The 14,297-nt window shown below is 35.9% G+C and carries 11 protein-coding genes; 8 read left to right on the top strand and 3 right to left on the bottom strand.

Annotated features, from left to right (window positions below; translation table 11 throughout):
* Positions 1–121: 121 nt before the first annotated feature.
* Complete coding sequence (locus tag HFC68_RS03295; protein WP_002832954.1) at positions 122–1,642, bottom strand: ClC family H(+)/Cl(-) exchange transporter; 1,521 nt, start codon at positions 1,640–1,642, stop codon at positions 122–124.
* A 129-nt stretch (positions 1,643–1,771) separates the two neighbouring features.
* On the opposite strand from HFC68_RS03295, the gene HFC68_RS03290 reads away from it, so the two are divergent.
* From HFC68_RS03290 to HFC68_RS03280, 3 genes are all read left to right on the top strand, one after another.
* Positions 1,772–2,401, top strand: coding sequence for an HAD-IA family hydrolase (locus HFC68_RS03290; protein ID WP_002832955.1), 630 nt, complete (start codon positions 1,772–1,774; stop codon positions 2,399–2,401).
* A gap of 75 nt (positions 2,402–2,476) precedes the next feature.
* Positions 2,477–3,391, top strand: a complete 915-nt coding sequence (locus HFC68_RS03285; protein WP_011673766.1) for an aldo/keto reductase — start codon at positions 2,477–2,479, stop codon at positions 3,389–3,391.
* 193 nt (positions 3,392–3,584) lie between these two features.
* Positions 3,585–4,955, top strand: coding sequence for an FAD-dependent oxidoreductase (locus HFC68_RS03280; RefSeq protein WP_167399683.1), 1,371 nt, complete (start codon positions 3,585–3,587; stop codon positions 4,953–4,955).
* Positions 4,956–5,008: 53 nt separating this feature from the next.
* On the opposite strand, the gene HFC68_RS03275 is transcribed toward HFC68_RS03280, so the two are convergent.
* On the bottom strand, positions 5,009–5,896 hold the full coding sequence (locus HFC68_RS03275) for a LysR family transcriptional regulator (RefSeq protein WP_002832958.1): 888 nt from the start codon (positions 5,894–5,896) through the stop codon (positions 5,009–5,011).
* 135 nt (positions 5,897–6,031) lie between these two features.
* Between HFC68_RS03275 and HFC68_RS03270 the strand changes: the two genes are divergently transcribed.
* The 3 genes from HFC68_RS03270 to HFC68_RS03260 all read left to right on the top strand — a co-directional run bounded on the left by HFC68_RS03270 (position 6,032) and on the right by HFC68_RS03260 (position 10,711).
* Positions 6,032–7,660: a malolactic enzyme gene (locus tag HFC68_RS03270; RefSeq protein WP_002832959.1), complete on the top strand. Its 1,629-nt coding sequence runs from the start codon at positions 6,032–6,034 to the stop codon at positions 7,658–7,660.
* A gap of 117 nt (positions 7,661–7,777) precedes the next feature.
* Positions 7,778–8,749 carry an AEC family transporter gene (locus HFC68_RS03265; protein ID WP_002832960.1) on the top strand — a complete coding sequence of 324 codons (972 nt, stop codon included), beginning with the start codon at positions 7,778–7,780 and terminating at the stop codon, positions 8,747–8,749.
* 216 nt (positions 8,750–8,965) lie between these two features.
* Complete coding sequence (locus HFC68_RS03260) at positions 8,966–10,711, top strand: hypothetical protein (protein ID WP_011673764.1); 1,746 nt, start codon at positions 8,966–8,968, stop codon at positions 10,709–10,711.
* A gap of 112 nt (positions 10,712–10,823) precedes the next feature.
* On the opposite strand, the gene HFC68_RS03255 is transcribed toward HFC68_RS03260, so the two are convergent.
* Positions 10,824–11,324 carry a YbhB/YbcL family Raf kinase inhibitor-like protein gene (locus HFC68_RS03255; protein WP_002832962.1) on the bottom strand — a complete coding sequence of 167 codons (501 nt, stop codon included), beginning with the start codon at positions 11,322–11,324 and terminating at the stop codon, positions 10,824–10,826.
* Between the two features lie 161 nt (positions 11,325–11,485).
* Here HFC68_RS03255 and HFC68_RS03250 point away from each other — a divergent pair, with 161 nt between their 5' ends.
* Positions 11,486–12,241: an exodeoxyribonuclease III gene (locus HFC68_RS03250; RefSeq protein WP_011673763.1), complete on the top strand. Its 756-nt coding sequence runs from the start codon at positions 11,486–11,488 to the stop codon at positions 12,239–12,241.
* A gap of 17 nt (positions 12,242–12,258) precedes the next feature.
* Entirely contained in the window at positions 12,259–14,286 is a 2,028-nt protein-coding gene (gene ligA / locus HFC68_RS03245; RefSeq protein ID WP_060744082.1) for an NAD-dependent DNA ligase LigA, read from the top strand.
* Positions 14,287–14,297 lie beyond the last annotated feature (11 nt).

The following is a 14,297-nucleotide window of genomic DNA, read 5'->3' as shown; positions in this document are numbered from 1 at the left end:
AAGTGCTATTAATTAATGATTCAATCATTATTTGGTACAAATAAAGGAACTAGTCGTAAACTCACTATAAAAAGAAGCATCAAGCAGCACGCTAAGTGCTGTTGGATGCTTCTTTAGTGGTTTAGTTTATTTTTGCAAAATGGGCAGCGATTTTTTTACGATTTCCCCGATGAGTAGTAACAATCAACGTATCACCAGGTTTAATTACTGAATCACCACTTGGAATAATTGAATTAGAGCCGCGACGAATGCTAATTAATAAACTTTCTTTGGGCCAAGAAATATTGCGAACTGCTAAACCATCCAGCTTAGAACCTTCGACAATTGGAATTTCTACTCGGTCTTGAGGCCCGCTAGGAGTAGCAGTAATAGTTGGAACTAATTGATGAAGTAAAGATTCATAAATTGGTTCACCGCCGAGTAAATCTAATACAATGTAGGCGGTAAGCGCCACAACGGCTAGTGGCATTAAATGTTGTAGCGAACCAACCATTTCAGTAATCAGTAGAATTGCAGTAAATGGCGCTTTACCAATGGCGGCAAAGTAGCCAGCCATGGCATAAATCACAAAGTTGGGTAAGTAATGGATATCAATTAGATTAAGATTAGCCATGATACTAACGTACAAAGCCCCAAATATAGCACCCAGGGTTAGGATTGGAAGAAAAATTCCTCCGGGTAATCCGGACCCATAAGATACCATGGAAAAAATGAATCGAATAATTAATAGGGTGAAAAGCGTCATAAAAATCGGATTTTTGTTAGCAATTGCAGTAATGATGGAATTTCCACCACCTAAATATGATGGCCATAAAATTCCGATGGGAATAATCGTTATAAAAGGCACTAAACTATGGAGCCAACGTGGTAAAAAGCTAATTTTTTGATACCATTTTTTTAGATTTAATGTACAAAGCTGATATAGTCGTCCAAAAAGGCCCAATAAAATCCCCAAGGCAATTAGGTGCCAGTAAAGCCCAAGAGGCAAAGAATGAGGATATCTAATCGCTAAAACTGGAGTTAAACCAAAAAAGTTAAGAGAAACAAAGTTTGACACAACGGCGCTGGTAAGGGCACTAATCCAAACCAACGGAGAAAAGTTATGGTAGATTTCTTCCAAAACGAATAGAGTACTAGCAATAGGAGCATTAAAAGCAGCTGAAAGGCCAGCTGCGGCTCCACCAGCGATTAAAACGCGACGTTGAGAACCACTATAGTGGAGGGTTTCACTCCAACCTTGACCTACTACCGCTCCTAACTGAATAGAAGGGCCTTCACGCCCTAGCATCAAGCCAGATCCGATTGCTAAAATCCCACCAGTAAACTTTTTCCAAAGTACTGGCCACCATTTTTCTTCATATTCACCAGATAATTGTCCTTCAATTTGAGGAATTCCTGAGCCAGATATTTGGGGAGAAGTTTTAACTAACAATCCTACCAACACTGCTAAAATAATATTAATTACTACAATCAGGGCCAACCAATGCCAACTGGAACTGGCTAGTCGATAAATTGATTGTGAAATTTCTAGAAGATGTTCGATTGCTAGTCTAAATGTGCTGACAATTAAACCAATCAAAATTCCAATAAAAATAGAGTTTAGTAAAGTAGATAATCGAGTATCTTCAATTTTCAAATGCATTTGTTTCACACCTTATTCAAACGTAGTTATTTCTATAGTATCATACGAAGAAGCTGAAAATGTTCAAATTTATTTGATAAATAAAAACGGTATAATAGAAGGAAATAGATTTAGGATGGTGTTTTAATAATGAAAAAAGTAGTTAGCTTTGCAGGATTTGATACTTTATTTGATACAGAAGTTTTTTACAGAGCAATTGGTCGATTAGGTGAACGTTATAATATTGACGATAATTTAGTTCGTAACACTTACGTTGAAAAAGAATTAGCTTTGATGAAAGCTGATGAGTTTGTAAAATACTCCAAGTTAATGGAAGAAGCCCTCAATCAAACGGCAGATGAGTTAGGATTTAAAGTTGACCCTAGTGACTTTAGTGATGTTTTGATTGCTCATACCGTGATGAAGCCTTTCCCTGATGCACCGACTGCGCTTTATCAAATTAAAGCTAAGGGCTATGAAACAGTATTGATGACGAACCATTCTAGAGATTTAATTCAAAGTAATGTGATTAATCTAGATCATGAATTTGATATGATTATTACGGCAGAAGATGTTCAGACATATAAGCCTAATCAAAAATTCTTTGACTATGTTAATGATCAACTCGGCAATGATGTAGAGAAACATGTTCATGTTGCTGTAGATGAAGTTAAAGATTTGAAACCTGCCCAAGATGCTGGTTGGAACGTGATTAAGATTGATCGTAAGTCTGAGGATGCATCGATTGCATCATTAATGGACACAGTAGATAAACTATAATTTGTCGCATATTGTTAGTTTGTAAAATCGATTTCTGTTATTCTAACCATGTTTAGATGATAGGAGGAAAGTACAATGTTAAATCAAATCAAAATTGGTAAAAGTGCAGTTGAAACTACAACTTTAGGATTAGGGACCAATAAAGTTGGTGGACATAACTTGTTTGAAGGGTTAGAAGATCAAGATGGTTACGAAGTAGTTAGAACCGCTTTGGATAGCAACATTAAGTTGTTAGATACAGCTTATGCATACGGGTATGGTCGTTCAGAAGAAATCATTGGTGATGTAATTAAAGATTATGACCGTAGTAATATAACGATTGCAACTAAGGCAGCTCAGGACGTAAACCATGATTATAAACCTAACAATAATCCGGAATTTTTAACTCAACAAATTGATCATGCCTTGAAACGATTAAAAACCGATTATATTGATATTTTTTATATCCACTTTCCAGATGAAACCACTAACAAAGCAGAAGCAATTGAAGCCTTAGTCAAGGCACGGGATGCGGGTAAGATCAAAGCCATTGGAGTTTCTAACTTTAGTTTAGAGCAAATTAAAGAGGCCAATGCTGATGATGTTATTGACGTTGTCGAGGATCATTACAGTCTTGTGCATCGTGATGCTGAAAAAGAATTAATTCCATATTTAAATGAGCGTAATATTACTTTTGTTCCATACTTTCCATTAGCTTCTGGAATTTTGACTGGTAAATATGCTAAGACAGATAGCGGAAAGTTCAACCAATATTCCCAAGCGGAATTTGATCAAATCATCGATGCCGTTGAAAAGGTACGTGGAATTGCTGAAAGTAAAGATGCAACGGTAGCTCAAGTAGTGTTGGCATGGTATCTAAAGAACCCCAACCTCGGCGTTGTAATTCCAGGAGCTCGTAAAGCAGAACAGGTAAAAAGTAACGTTAAAGCTACCGCAATCGAACTAAGCGATCAAGAATACCATCAAATCGATGCGTGGTTTAAATTTTAATAACTGAATCAAAAGTCATTAACAAAGATGCTAGTGCCCAAAAAGTTAGACCAAAAATCTAGCTATTGGAAGTCACTACAGAGATAGGTTAATGGCTTTTTTTATTTGTAGTTTATAAGCGTTTTAATTGTAAGCGGTTCACAAAAAGAGTTAGACTGTAGACGTAATATTAAGAAATAGGGGGACAATACAGATGGATAAAGTAAAAGTTATCATTGTTGGGGCATCACATGGAGGGCACGAATCGGCGATTGAGCTATTAGATAAATACGATAATGTCGATGTTACGATCTATGAAATGGGAGATTTCGTATCGTTTATGTCGTGTGGGATGCAACTTTATTTAGAAGACCAAGTTACAGACGTTAATGACGTAAGAAATTTCCGGCCAGAGGATATCACTTCTAAAGGTGGAAAGATTTATAACAATCATCAAGTTACAGCAATTGATGTTGATCAAAAAAAGGTGACAGTCAAAGACCTGAAAGCAGGTTCAGAAGAACAAGTAGCTTATGATAAATTAATTCTTAGTTCAGGAGTAACACCTAAGAATCTACCGGTACCAGGCACAGATCTTAAAAATGTTTATTTAATGCGTGGTTATGACTGGGCAACTAAGATTAAAGCTGCCTTGACTGATGATAGCATTAAAAACGTAGCCGTAATTGGTTCAGGATATATTGGAATTGAAGCAGCTGAAGTATTTGCTAAGAAAGGTAAACACGTCACCTTATTCGATTTCATCGACCGTCCCCTCGGAAATTACCTAAACCATGAAATGACGGAAATTATTGATAAAACATTAACTGACAATGGTATTCAAGTAGAAATGAGCCAAAGTATCACTGCATTTAAAGGCGATGATAAAGTTGCCAGTGTAGAAACTAAAAAGGGAAGTTATCCTGCAGATTTGGTAATTCAAGCTGCGGGTGTCCAACCTAATACAGAATGGCTTAAGGGCGTTGTGGACTTGACTGATCGAGGATTCATCAATGTAGATGGATACTTGAGGACCAATGTGCCAGACGTATTCGCCATTGGAGATGCGATCTTACCATTATCGATTCCAGCCGGAAAACCATCGCCGATTGCCCTAGCTACAACCGCCCGTCGAGAAGCTCAATATGTTGTGAACCATATTTTTGAAAAGAAACCAACTCAAATTTTTAAGGGAGTTGTTGGTTCATCAGCCTTACATGTGTTTGACGAACATTTTGCTTCGACCGGTGTAAATGAATTTACGGCAGAACGTTCTAATGTTGAAATTGTTAACTCACATTACGTAGATCATATTCGCCCCGCGTATGTTCCCAAGGCGGAAGGAAATGTGCGCGTTGATGTTGATATCACGTTTGACCCCCATACCCACATTGTTTTAGGCGGCGCGGTACTTTCGACCGCTGACATGACGGCACAAGGAAATGTTTTAGCTTTGGCAGTGGAACACCGATTGACGGTAGAAGACTTGGCTGAAGCAGATTTCTTCTTCCAACCAGGCTACGACCGACAATGGAGTTTAATTAATTTAGCTGCGCAACATGCTTTAGGATATGCACGTTTCTAAAGTAGATTCAAAAAAAGTTTGATACGCGATTTTTAATCAAGTATCAAACTTTTTTATTTCATTAGCGAATTTCCATAAATTAAATCGGCAATCTTTTGTTGATTGGGACTTAGAATCCGGTCTTTACGTTGGACCAAATTCATATAGAAGAAAGGTTGGTCTTCATCATAAAAAGGCAATGCTTTAATATCTGGGCGGGTAGTGAGTGCTGAATTGGCGATAAATCCGACTCCAACATTTTGAGCAACCATTTCTTGAATGACCTGAGCGTCGTTACTTTGATAGACGATATTAGGTCGAAAGTTTGTAATCTTACTAAAATTTTTTAAGGCTTCAGAATGAACGAAGTTACTATCAAAAGTAAGAAATTTTTCATTCTTTAATTCAGAAAACCAAATCTTTTCACGTTTAAAGAAAGGTGATTGGTTACCAACGATAGCGGTAAAATGGTCTTTTCCCAAGTGTTGGTAGGCTAAATTTCGGTGATGTTCATTTTGAACCGATCCCATTAATGACATATCCAAGGTTCCATTTAAAAGCATTTTTTCTAACTCAGCTGATCCTTTTTCTACGGGAACAATTGCTTTTAATAGATTTTGTTCGGTAAGCTGTTTAGCGATTTTTGGAAAAAAGTATTTGGTCATAATGGGGGGTAATCCCAAAATGAGTTTGTTGGTATTAATATTGTTGATACTATTTTGCGCAATGGCGATATGATCCAAAATCGCATTAACATGTTCATCTAGTTGTTGACCGCTCAAAGTGACATTTAAGTGGTGACGTCCTTGGTCGCGAGTGAAAAGGGTGGTATTAAACTCTTCTTCTAATCGGCGAACTGACATACTAATTGTCGGTTGGCTAACATGAAAAATTTCGGCAACTGAAGAAAAATTTTTATTTTTTACGAGTTCATGAAAATAATTCAAATCTTTAATGTTCATATTGCACCTCCGAAATACTATTATAACAGCATTTTTAGAATTAATATAAAAAATATTTATAACTAATAATAAATTTGACTATAGTTTTTACGAGGGATTAGACTTACACAGTAAATAAGAACTGGAGGAAGAAAAATGACTGAAAAAGCAATGAGTATTCTTAATAATCCATATTTAAATAAAGGAACGGCGTTCACTAAAGAAGAACGTGACCAATTAGGATTGAATGGTTTAATTCCACCATACATCCAAACAATCGATGAACAAGTTGAACAAGTTTATGCACAATTTCAAACCAAGGCCAATGACCTTGAAAAGCGTTTGTTCTTGATGCAAATCTTCAACGAAAACCGCGTGTTATTCTACAAGTTATTTAGTCAACACGTTGTTGAATTTATGCCAATCGTTTACGATCCAACTATTGCAGATACAATCGAAAACTATAGTGAATTATATGTACAATCACAAAATGCAACATTCCTATCAATCGATGATCCAGATATGATGGAAGAAGCTTTGAAAAATTCAGCTGCTGGACGCGATATTCGTTTGATTGTTGTTACTGATGCAGAAGGTATCTTAGGTATTGGTGACTGGGGTACTAACGGTGTTGATATCTCTGTTGGTAAATTGATGGTTTATACAGCTGCTGCTGGTATCGACCCAAGCCAAGTATTGCCTGTTGTTCTAGATGTCGGTACTAACAACCAAGATTTATTGAAGAACCCAATGTATTTAGGTAACCGTCACGAACGGATTAAAGGTGATCGTTACTACGATTTTGTTGATAAGTTTGTTGAAACAGCTGAAAACTTATTCCCTAACATGTACTTGCATTTCGAAGACTTTGGTCGTGATAATGCAGCTAACATTTTGAATAAGTACAAAGATCGTTATGTAATCTTCAATGATGATATTCAAGGAACAGGAATTATCACATTAGCTGGTATCCTTGGAGCATTAAACATTTCTAAGCAAAAGATTACAGACCAAGTTTACTTAAGCTTTGGTGCAGGTACAGCCGGAGCCGGTATTTTAGGACGAATCTACGAAGAAATGATTGAAAATGGTTTATCAGAAGAAGAAGCTAAGAAGCACTTCTACATGGTAGACAAGCAAGGACTATTGTTCGATGACGATGAAACATTGACACCAGAACAAAAACCATTTGCTCGCAAACGAAGTGAATTTGATAATGCTGATGAACTAACTGATCTATTATCAGTTGTTAAAGCAGTTCACCCAACAATTATGGTGGGTACTTCTACTCAACCAGGTTCATTTACAGAAGAAGTTGTACGTGAAATGGCAGCTCATACAGAACGTCCAATTATCTTCCCACTATCAAATCCTACTAAGTTAGCTGAAGCTAAAGCTGAAGATTTACTTAAGTGGACTGATGGCCGCGCATTAATTGCTACTGGTATTCCAGTAGGAGATATTGAATACAACGGTGTAACTTACCAAATTGGTCAAGCTAATAATGCTTTAGTTTACCCTGGTTTAGGTTTAGGTGTGATTGCTTCGACTGCTAAGGTATTGAATGACACAATGATTTCTAAAGCTGCTCATTCATTAGGTGGTATCGTGGATGTTGACCAACCAGGAGCTGCTGTATTACCTCCTGTTTCAAAATTGAGCGATTTCTCTAATACTGTTGCTAAGGCAATTGCTCAAAGTGCTGTTGATCAAGGACTTACAAAAGAAAAGATTGATAATGTTGATCAAGCAGTTGAAGATACACGTTGGAATCCTGAATACTAAAATCAGGACAATCGGAGAAAGCAAAAGAGAGAATTAAAATAAGAGAAGCAAAACTGTGGAGAGGACGTTGGTAAATCCGAGCGTTTCAGTTTTGTGAAAAGAAGAGAGTGTGAGAAAATGACTGCGTTTATTACGTCTGTTGGAAGTATTGTTACGATTCTTTTAATGATGGGCCTTGGTTTTGGGTTGCGAGGAATGGGTTGGTTTGACGACCAATTTAGTGGTAGTATTTCAAAATTAATTATGAATGTGGCTTTACCAGCTTCAATTTTCATGTCAGTAATGAAATATCTAACATTACCTAAGTTGATTGGTCTTTCAAGTGGATTGATTTATTCATTTGGAGGAGTAATTATTGGTTACATCATTGCTTGGATTACGGTTAAATTATTAAAGGTGCGTCCAGGTCGTCGTGGACTATTTATGAACACGGTAGTTAATGCTAATACCATCTTTATCGGATTACCTTTGAATATTGCTTTATTTGGTACAAAGAGTTTAGCCTACTTCTTGGTTTATTATGTAACAAATACAGTTTCAACATGGGCCTTTGGGGTCTTCTTGATTGCTAATGATGATCCAACTAAGAAAGCTGACGACAAGTCTACTGGCCGTAAGATAAACTGGAAGAAACTTCTTCCACCTCCATTACTTGGCTTCCTAGTAGCTATCGTTTGGCTAGTACTTGGCTTACCTGTTCCAGGTTGGGCTGGTAACACATTGAGTTACGTAGGTAACTTGGTTACACCATTATCATTAATCTATATCGGTATCGTATTATACGATGCAGGTTTAAAGAGTATTCATTTTGATCGTGATACAATCTTTGCCTTGATTGGTCGTTTTGTTCTTTCACCACTTGTAATTACAGGGTTGATCTTATTAGGAGCACATACAGGTCACAGCTTACCAACGATGGAAATGCAAACTTTAATCGTTCAAGCAGCTGCACCTGGATTAGCTGTTATGCCAATCTTAGCTAATGAAGCGCATGGTGATGTTAAGTACGCTACCAACTTGGTTACAACTAGTACGATTTTATTCATTGTCGTTGTACCAATCGTAATGACATTGATCCAATTTATCTAAAAATATAATTTAAAAGTCACAATTATAAAAAACATCAGCAGCCACTTGGAGTGGTTGCTGATGTTTTTTGTTTACTAAAAATTTAATAAGTTCTATTGATTAAATAATATAATTTATGAATTTAAAATATCATTTTACATTATGACGGATATTCTGGCATTGTTAATATCGTTGCGTGTATAAAAATATATTAAAGGTTTAGTGGGGAGAAAATATATGGTTGCTCTAAATAAAAAAATTAAGACGCACTGGTATCTTATAATTATATTAGTCATAGGTATATTCATAACGATCCCTCAGATACACCATCATATTACGATTATTGGTGCAGATGGATTATTTCATTTTAACCGGATATATGATACTGCTATGCAGATAAAAAATCATAATTTTTCCTACTTTATTCAATTATATGGGTTCTCTAACTCAGGTCGAATGGTCACATCAGTATATAGTCCGTTAATCACATATATTTTTGGTGGAATATTGCTTATTTGCGGGAGTTTTTATAAATTTGAAATTGTAACGCGTTTTTTATTTTTTATTTTATCAGGGTTATCTATGAATTATGCCCTTAAAATGGGAAAGGTAAAAAATCAATTCATGATTCAATTGGTTTGTATTATGTACGCATTTAGTCCAGCTGTAATTAGATGGGATGCGGCACAGAACTTTACCAGTATTGGTGCAATGCTTATTCCTTTGGTAGTCGGGTGCGGCATGCGGATGGTTAATAATAAAGATGAACCTATCAATTGGGTTCAACTAGGTACTATTATGGCAGTAGTGGTACAAACACACCTAGCAACTGCTATTCAATCAGTATTCTTGTTAGTTATCTATGCTATTATTGCCTTAATAATTAATAGAGCTTCTAGAAAAAAATTACTTAAAAATGGTATTTACGCAGTTTTGCTTTGTATAAGCTTATCATTAAATGTAGTAGCGGGAATGTTCGAATTATATAATGGTAACTATATAGTGCCTATCGTTAAGTTTGATTTTGTCGATGGCAAGGGTATTTATAATATTTTACAAATATTTTCTGGAAAATGGGTTAACTTGTTTTTTATTTTAGCCGTTTCTTCAACTTTATTGTTCTTCTTTAAAAAGATATCTCTAGCTATGAAGGTTACAGGGTTTTTATCATTAACATTATTTTTGTGTTCAACAACTATTATTATTGATTGGCCTACTATCATGCATGATAGTGCTGTTTTTAGTAGTTTACTACAATTTCCAGCACGTTTAGTAGGCCCAGCCACAGTGTTAGCATTAATTACAGTTGCCAGCATTGGTGATTTTGAGTGTACAAATTTCTTTATCAAACAAATTAGGAATGGACTAATCCTAGTGTTGTTACTTTTCTTAGTAGTAAATATGCGCTCTAATTTTCGCTATAATCGGAGTGCAAGCCACAATGTATTAGTTTCAAAATCGACTACTATACCATATATTGGACGTGATCCTAAAACTTTAAAACATATTACTTATTTGATGAAGCAGCCTTTAAATGAACAGGATATTAATTATATTACTAAGTCAACTTCGGATTATATGCCTGCTAATCATAGCATAGATAATTCTGTATACTGGGATTATAACAATAAAATTATCCAACCGACCAAAAATAAAAATTATAAAAAGGAAGTAGCGCAACATAAGATTATTGTGACATGGAAGGGCAATGGAACTTATGATAATCCACCAGTTGCATATTATAAAAATAATCATTTTAAATTAAACGGCTTACCAGTAATCCCTAGATCTTCGGGAGGTATAATTAAGGTTCCTAAGGTTAAAGGAAAGATTGGTAAAAATGTTATGGAAGTAACGTATACGCCTAAAAAAGTTAGTGTAATGATGCTGTGGATAGCTATGTTAAGCTGGATTTCAATAGTATTTTATGCTTTTATACGTCTATTCAGACAGGTAAAACGTTCATTTTTATTTAGTAATTAAAAAGGCGTTGTAACAAGTGTTTTCTATACAAAATAGGAAAATATTCCTTAATATTAAGACAAAAAAATAAGCTGTTATCAAAGATTTTATTTCCTTTGGTAGCAGCTTATTTTTAACCTCGCGATGGGATCTCAAGTGTTGCTTTTTCAATTGTTCGTTCTTTGGTTTGGCGCATTAAATCATTAAGATAAAATCCTGGTTTTAAACCAGTCTTTTCTTTTAAGGCATAGACCGTCAGAGTATAGTCGTGATCAGCAGGAGGTTTAGGACCTAGGTAACGGGCCTCGATTGCTGGGTCATGAAAATCAATATATTTAGAAACAGAACTATTTTTACCTTGCACGATACCTGTATTTAAAATACTAATATTTTCAGGGATATAATTAGTTGCATCAATATCAGTAGCAATCCAATGAATCCAAGGGAAACCAGCCACAGGAACAGCATCATAGTCGATTAAAGTTAATGCTAATGCTTTAGTTCCAATCGGAATATCACTAATATTGATAGGGAATGAGCGAGTTGGAAAATCATGGGATGTATATGCTTTGGGAGCATGCTTACCAAATTGATCTGGTAAGTAGCCATTAATTAAGTCAACGCTAATTTTCATTAAAAACACCGTCCTTTTTTATTTAATTATAGCGTTTTAGAGCGTTTGAAGGAATCGTTTTTAGGAAAGCAAGCTGATGTATTGCGTACTATCAGTAATAAAATATGCGATAATAGAATGGGAATATTAGTAAATTAATTTTTACACTGGAGGAAGTCATTTTGAAGCTTATTTCATGGAATGTAAATGGATTGCGTGCAGCGGTTAAGCATGGATTTCTGGATGTTTTTAAGGAACTAGATGCAGATATATTTTGCATCCAGGAAACAAAGTTGCAAGAGGGGCAAATTGAATTAGAATTGCCTCACTACTATCAATATTGGAATTATGCGGAGAAAAAAGGATATTCTGGTACGGCAATTTTTACTAAAAAAAAGCCGCTTGCTGTAAGATATGGTCTTGGAATTGAAGAACATGACCAAGAAGGTCGTATAATTACTTTAGAATTTGAAAAATTTTACGTAATTACTTGTTATACACCAAATTCACAGCCAAAATTAAAGAGACTAGAATATCGAATGGCTTGGGATGATGCATTTAGAGCATACATAGACCAGTTAAATCAGCATAAACCCGTTATTTTCTGTGGAGATTTAAACGTGGCGCACCAAGAGATTGATTTAAAGAATGACAAAACTAATCATAAAAATGCAGGATTTACAGACGAGGAACGCAATAAATTTACACAGTTATTAAATAGTGGTTTTACAGATACATACCGATACTTCTACCCCTCAAAAGAAGGAGTTTATTCTTGGTGGAGCTATCGATTTAATGCACGTGCTAATAATGCTGGATGGCGGATTGACTACTTTGTTAGTTCAAAGGCGTTGGATCAAAAATTGACTGACGCCCAGATTCATACTGAAATTTTTGGTTCCGATCATTGTCCAGTCGAATTAGATCTTGATATATAAGTCATGGGAGAGAAAAGATGAGTTTACCAAAAAAATTGGAAGAGATGCAGGTTGAAGAAGCTAGTAAATTAGCGCAAAACCTTAGAGAGACTTTGGATCGTTGGAGCAAATTATATTACACCAAAGATGCTCCTGAAGTTGAAGATTACGAATATGACGAAAAATATGCGGATTTAGTGGCGTTAGAAGAAGCTTTTCCAGAAATCATCACCCAAGATTCGATTACTCAACGAGTTGGTGGTGAAATTTTAGAGGGCTTTACCAAAGTTACCCATACAGAACCGATGTTGTCGATGGGGGATGTTTTTTCGCGCGATGAATTAGTTGAATTTGATAATCGTATCCAAAAAAATGTTGGGCATCCAGTTGATTATAATGTTGAATTAAAAATTGATGGATTAGCAATTTCATTAATTTATCAAGATGGTGAGCTGATTCAGGGCTCTACCCGTGGAGATGGAAATATTGGTGAAGATATTACTAAAAATTTGAAGACTATTAAGTCAGTCCCCCAAAAATTGACCCGTCCGCTCTCGATTGAAGTTCGAGGAGAATGCTTTATGCCTAAAGCTTCGTTTGCTAAATTGAATGCACAACAATTAGAGGATGGAAAACCAGTTTTTGCTAATCCACGTAATGCGGCAGCAGGAAGCTTACGACAGTTAAATACAAATGTAACTAAGAAGCGGGATTTAGACACATTTATTTATACAGTTGTGGATTCAAATCAATTAGGGGCCAAAACTCAACATCAGGCAATTCAAATGATGGCTGAATTAGGCTTTAACACTAACCCTACCCAAGAAGTATGTGCTAATTTAGATGAAGTTTGGGATTATATTGCTAAATACGAAGGTCAACGGGAAGATTTACCTTATGGAATCGACGGGATCGTTTTGAAAGTTAATGATTTAAGTCTTCAGCAAGAATTAGGACACACAGTCAAAATTCCAAGATGGGAAATTGCCTACAAATTTCCACCAGAGGAGGCAGCTACAGTAGTTCGAGATATTGAATGGACGGTAGGACGAACAGGCGTGGTAACCCCCACAGCGGTGATGGACCCCGTTCAATTGGCTGGAACAACAGTTAGCCGGGCCACTTTGAATAATGTAGACCAATTAACAGCTAAGGATGTTCATATTGGCGATACGGTACTGTTACATAAAGCTGGTGATATCATTCCAGAAATTACACGAGTAGTGTTAGAAAAGCGTCCAGTAGGAATTAGTGAGTTAGATATTCCAACCCACTGTCCATCATGTGGTAAGGAATTAGTTCACTTAAATGGCGAAGTGGCCCTTCGTTGCATTAACCCTGATTGTCCAGCTCAAATTGTAGCTCGTTTAGAGCATTTTGGATCACGAAATGCGATGAATATTATGGGACTTGGACCAAAACAAATTCAACAATTATACGCGAAGAATTTTATTCATCACTTTGACGATTTATACAAATTAACTTCAGAGGAATTAAGCCAATTAGATGGTTTTAAAGAGAAACGTGTTAACAACTTACTTGAAGCCATTGATAATAGCCGAAAAAATTCTTTAGAGCGTTTAATTAATGGATTAGGGATTCAAGGGGTTGGTACGAAGATGGCGCGTACTTTAGCGGAAAAATTCGGAACGATGGATAATTTGATGCAAACAACAATTGAAGAATTTGATGCTGTAGATACGATCGGAGAAACCTTAGCTAATAATTTAGCAACATTTTTCCAAAGTGATGTAGCCCAAAATATGATTGATGAATTGAAGGCTGTCGGAGTTAATATGGAATATTTGGGTGTAAAGCCAGCTGAAAGTCCTGATGGTTATTACAAAGGGAAAAAAGTTGTTTTGACTGGAAAATTAGAACAGTATACACGAAATGAATTAAAGGAGCGTTTAATTAGTTTAGGTGCAGATGTGGCGGGTTCAGTTTCGAAGAAAACTGATATCCTCATTGCAGGAGCCGATGCTGGTAGTAAATTAACTAAGGCACAAGCTTTAGGAATCGAAATTTTAGATGAAACCGAAGCTATTGCTAAATTTGAACAATAAAAAAATGGGAT

It is taken from the genome of Pediococcus sp. EKM201D (genome assembly GCF_011800215.1).
Classification (GTDB): domain Bacteria; phylum Bacillota; class Bacilli; order Lactobacillales; family Lactobacillaceae; genus Pediococcus; species Pediococcus pentosaceus.
This window is presented reverse-complemented; position numbering and strand designations above follow the sequence as displayed.

Coding starts and splice junctions, on each gene's coding strand:
- HFC68_RS03295 (WP_002832954.1), bottom strand. CDS start 1,642: ATGCATTTGAAAATTGAAGATACTCGATTATCTACTTTACTAAACTCT.
- HFC68_RS03290 (WP_002832955.1), top strand. CDS start 1,772: ATGAAAAAAGTAGTTAGCTTTGCAGGATTTGATACTTTATTTGATACA.
- HFC68_RS03285 (WP_011673766.1), top strand. CDS start 2,477: ATGTTAAATCAAATCAAAATTGGTAAAAGTGCAGTTGAAACTACAACT.
- HFC68_RS03280 (WP_167399683.1), top strand. CDS start 3,585: ATGGATAAAGTAAAAGTTATCATTGTTGGGGCATCACATGGAGGGCAC.
- HFC68_RS03275 (WP_002832958.1), bottom strand. CDS start 5,896: ATGAACATTAAAGATTTGAATTATTTTCATGAACTCGTAAAAAATAAA.
- HFC68_RS03270 (WP_002832959.1), top strand. CDS start 6,032: ATGACTGAAAAAGCAATGAGTATTCTTAATAATCCATATTTAAATAAA.
- HFC68_RS03265 (WP_002832960.1), top strand. CDS start 7,778: ATGACTGCGTTTATTACGTCTGTTGGAAGTATTGTTACGATTCTTTTA.
- HFC68_RS03260 (WP_011673764.1), top strand. CDS start 8,966: ATGGTTGCTCTAAATAAAAAAATTAAGACGCACTGGTATCTTATAATT.
- HFC68_RS03255 (WP_002832962.1), bottom strand. CDS start 11,324: ATGAAAATTAGCGTTGACTTAATTAATGGCTACTTACCAGATCAATTT.
- ligA (WP_060744082.1), top strand. CDS start 12,259: ATGAGTTTACCAAAAAAATTGGAAGAGATGCAGGTTGAAGAAGCTAGT.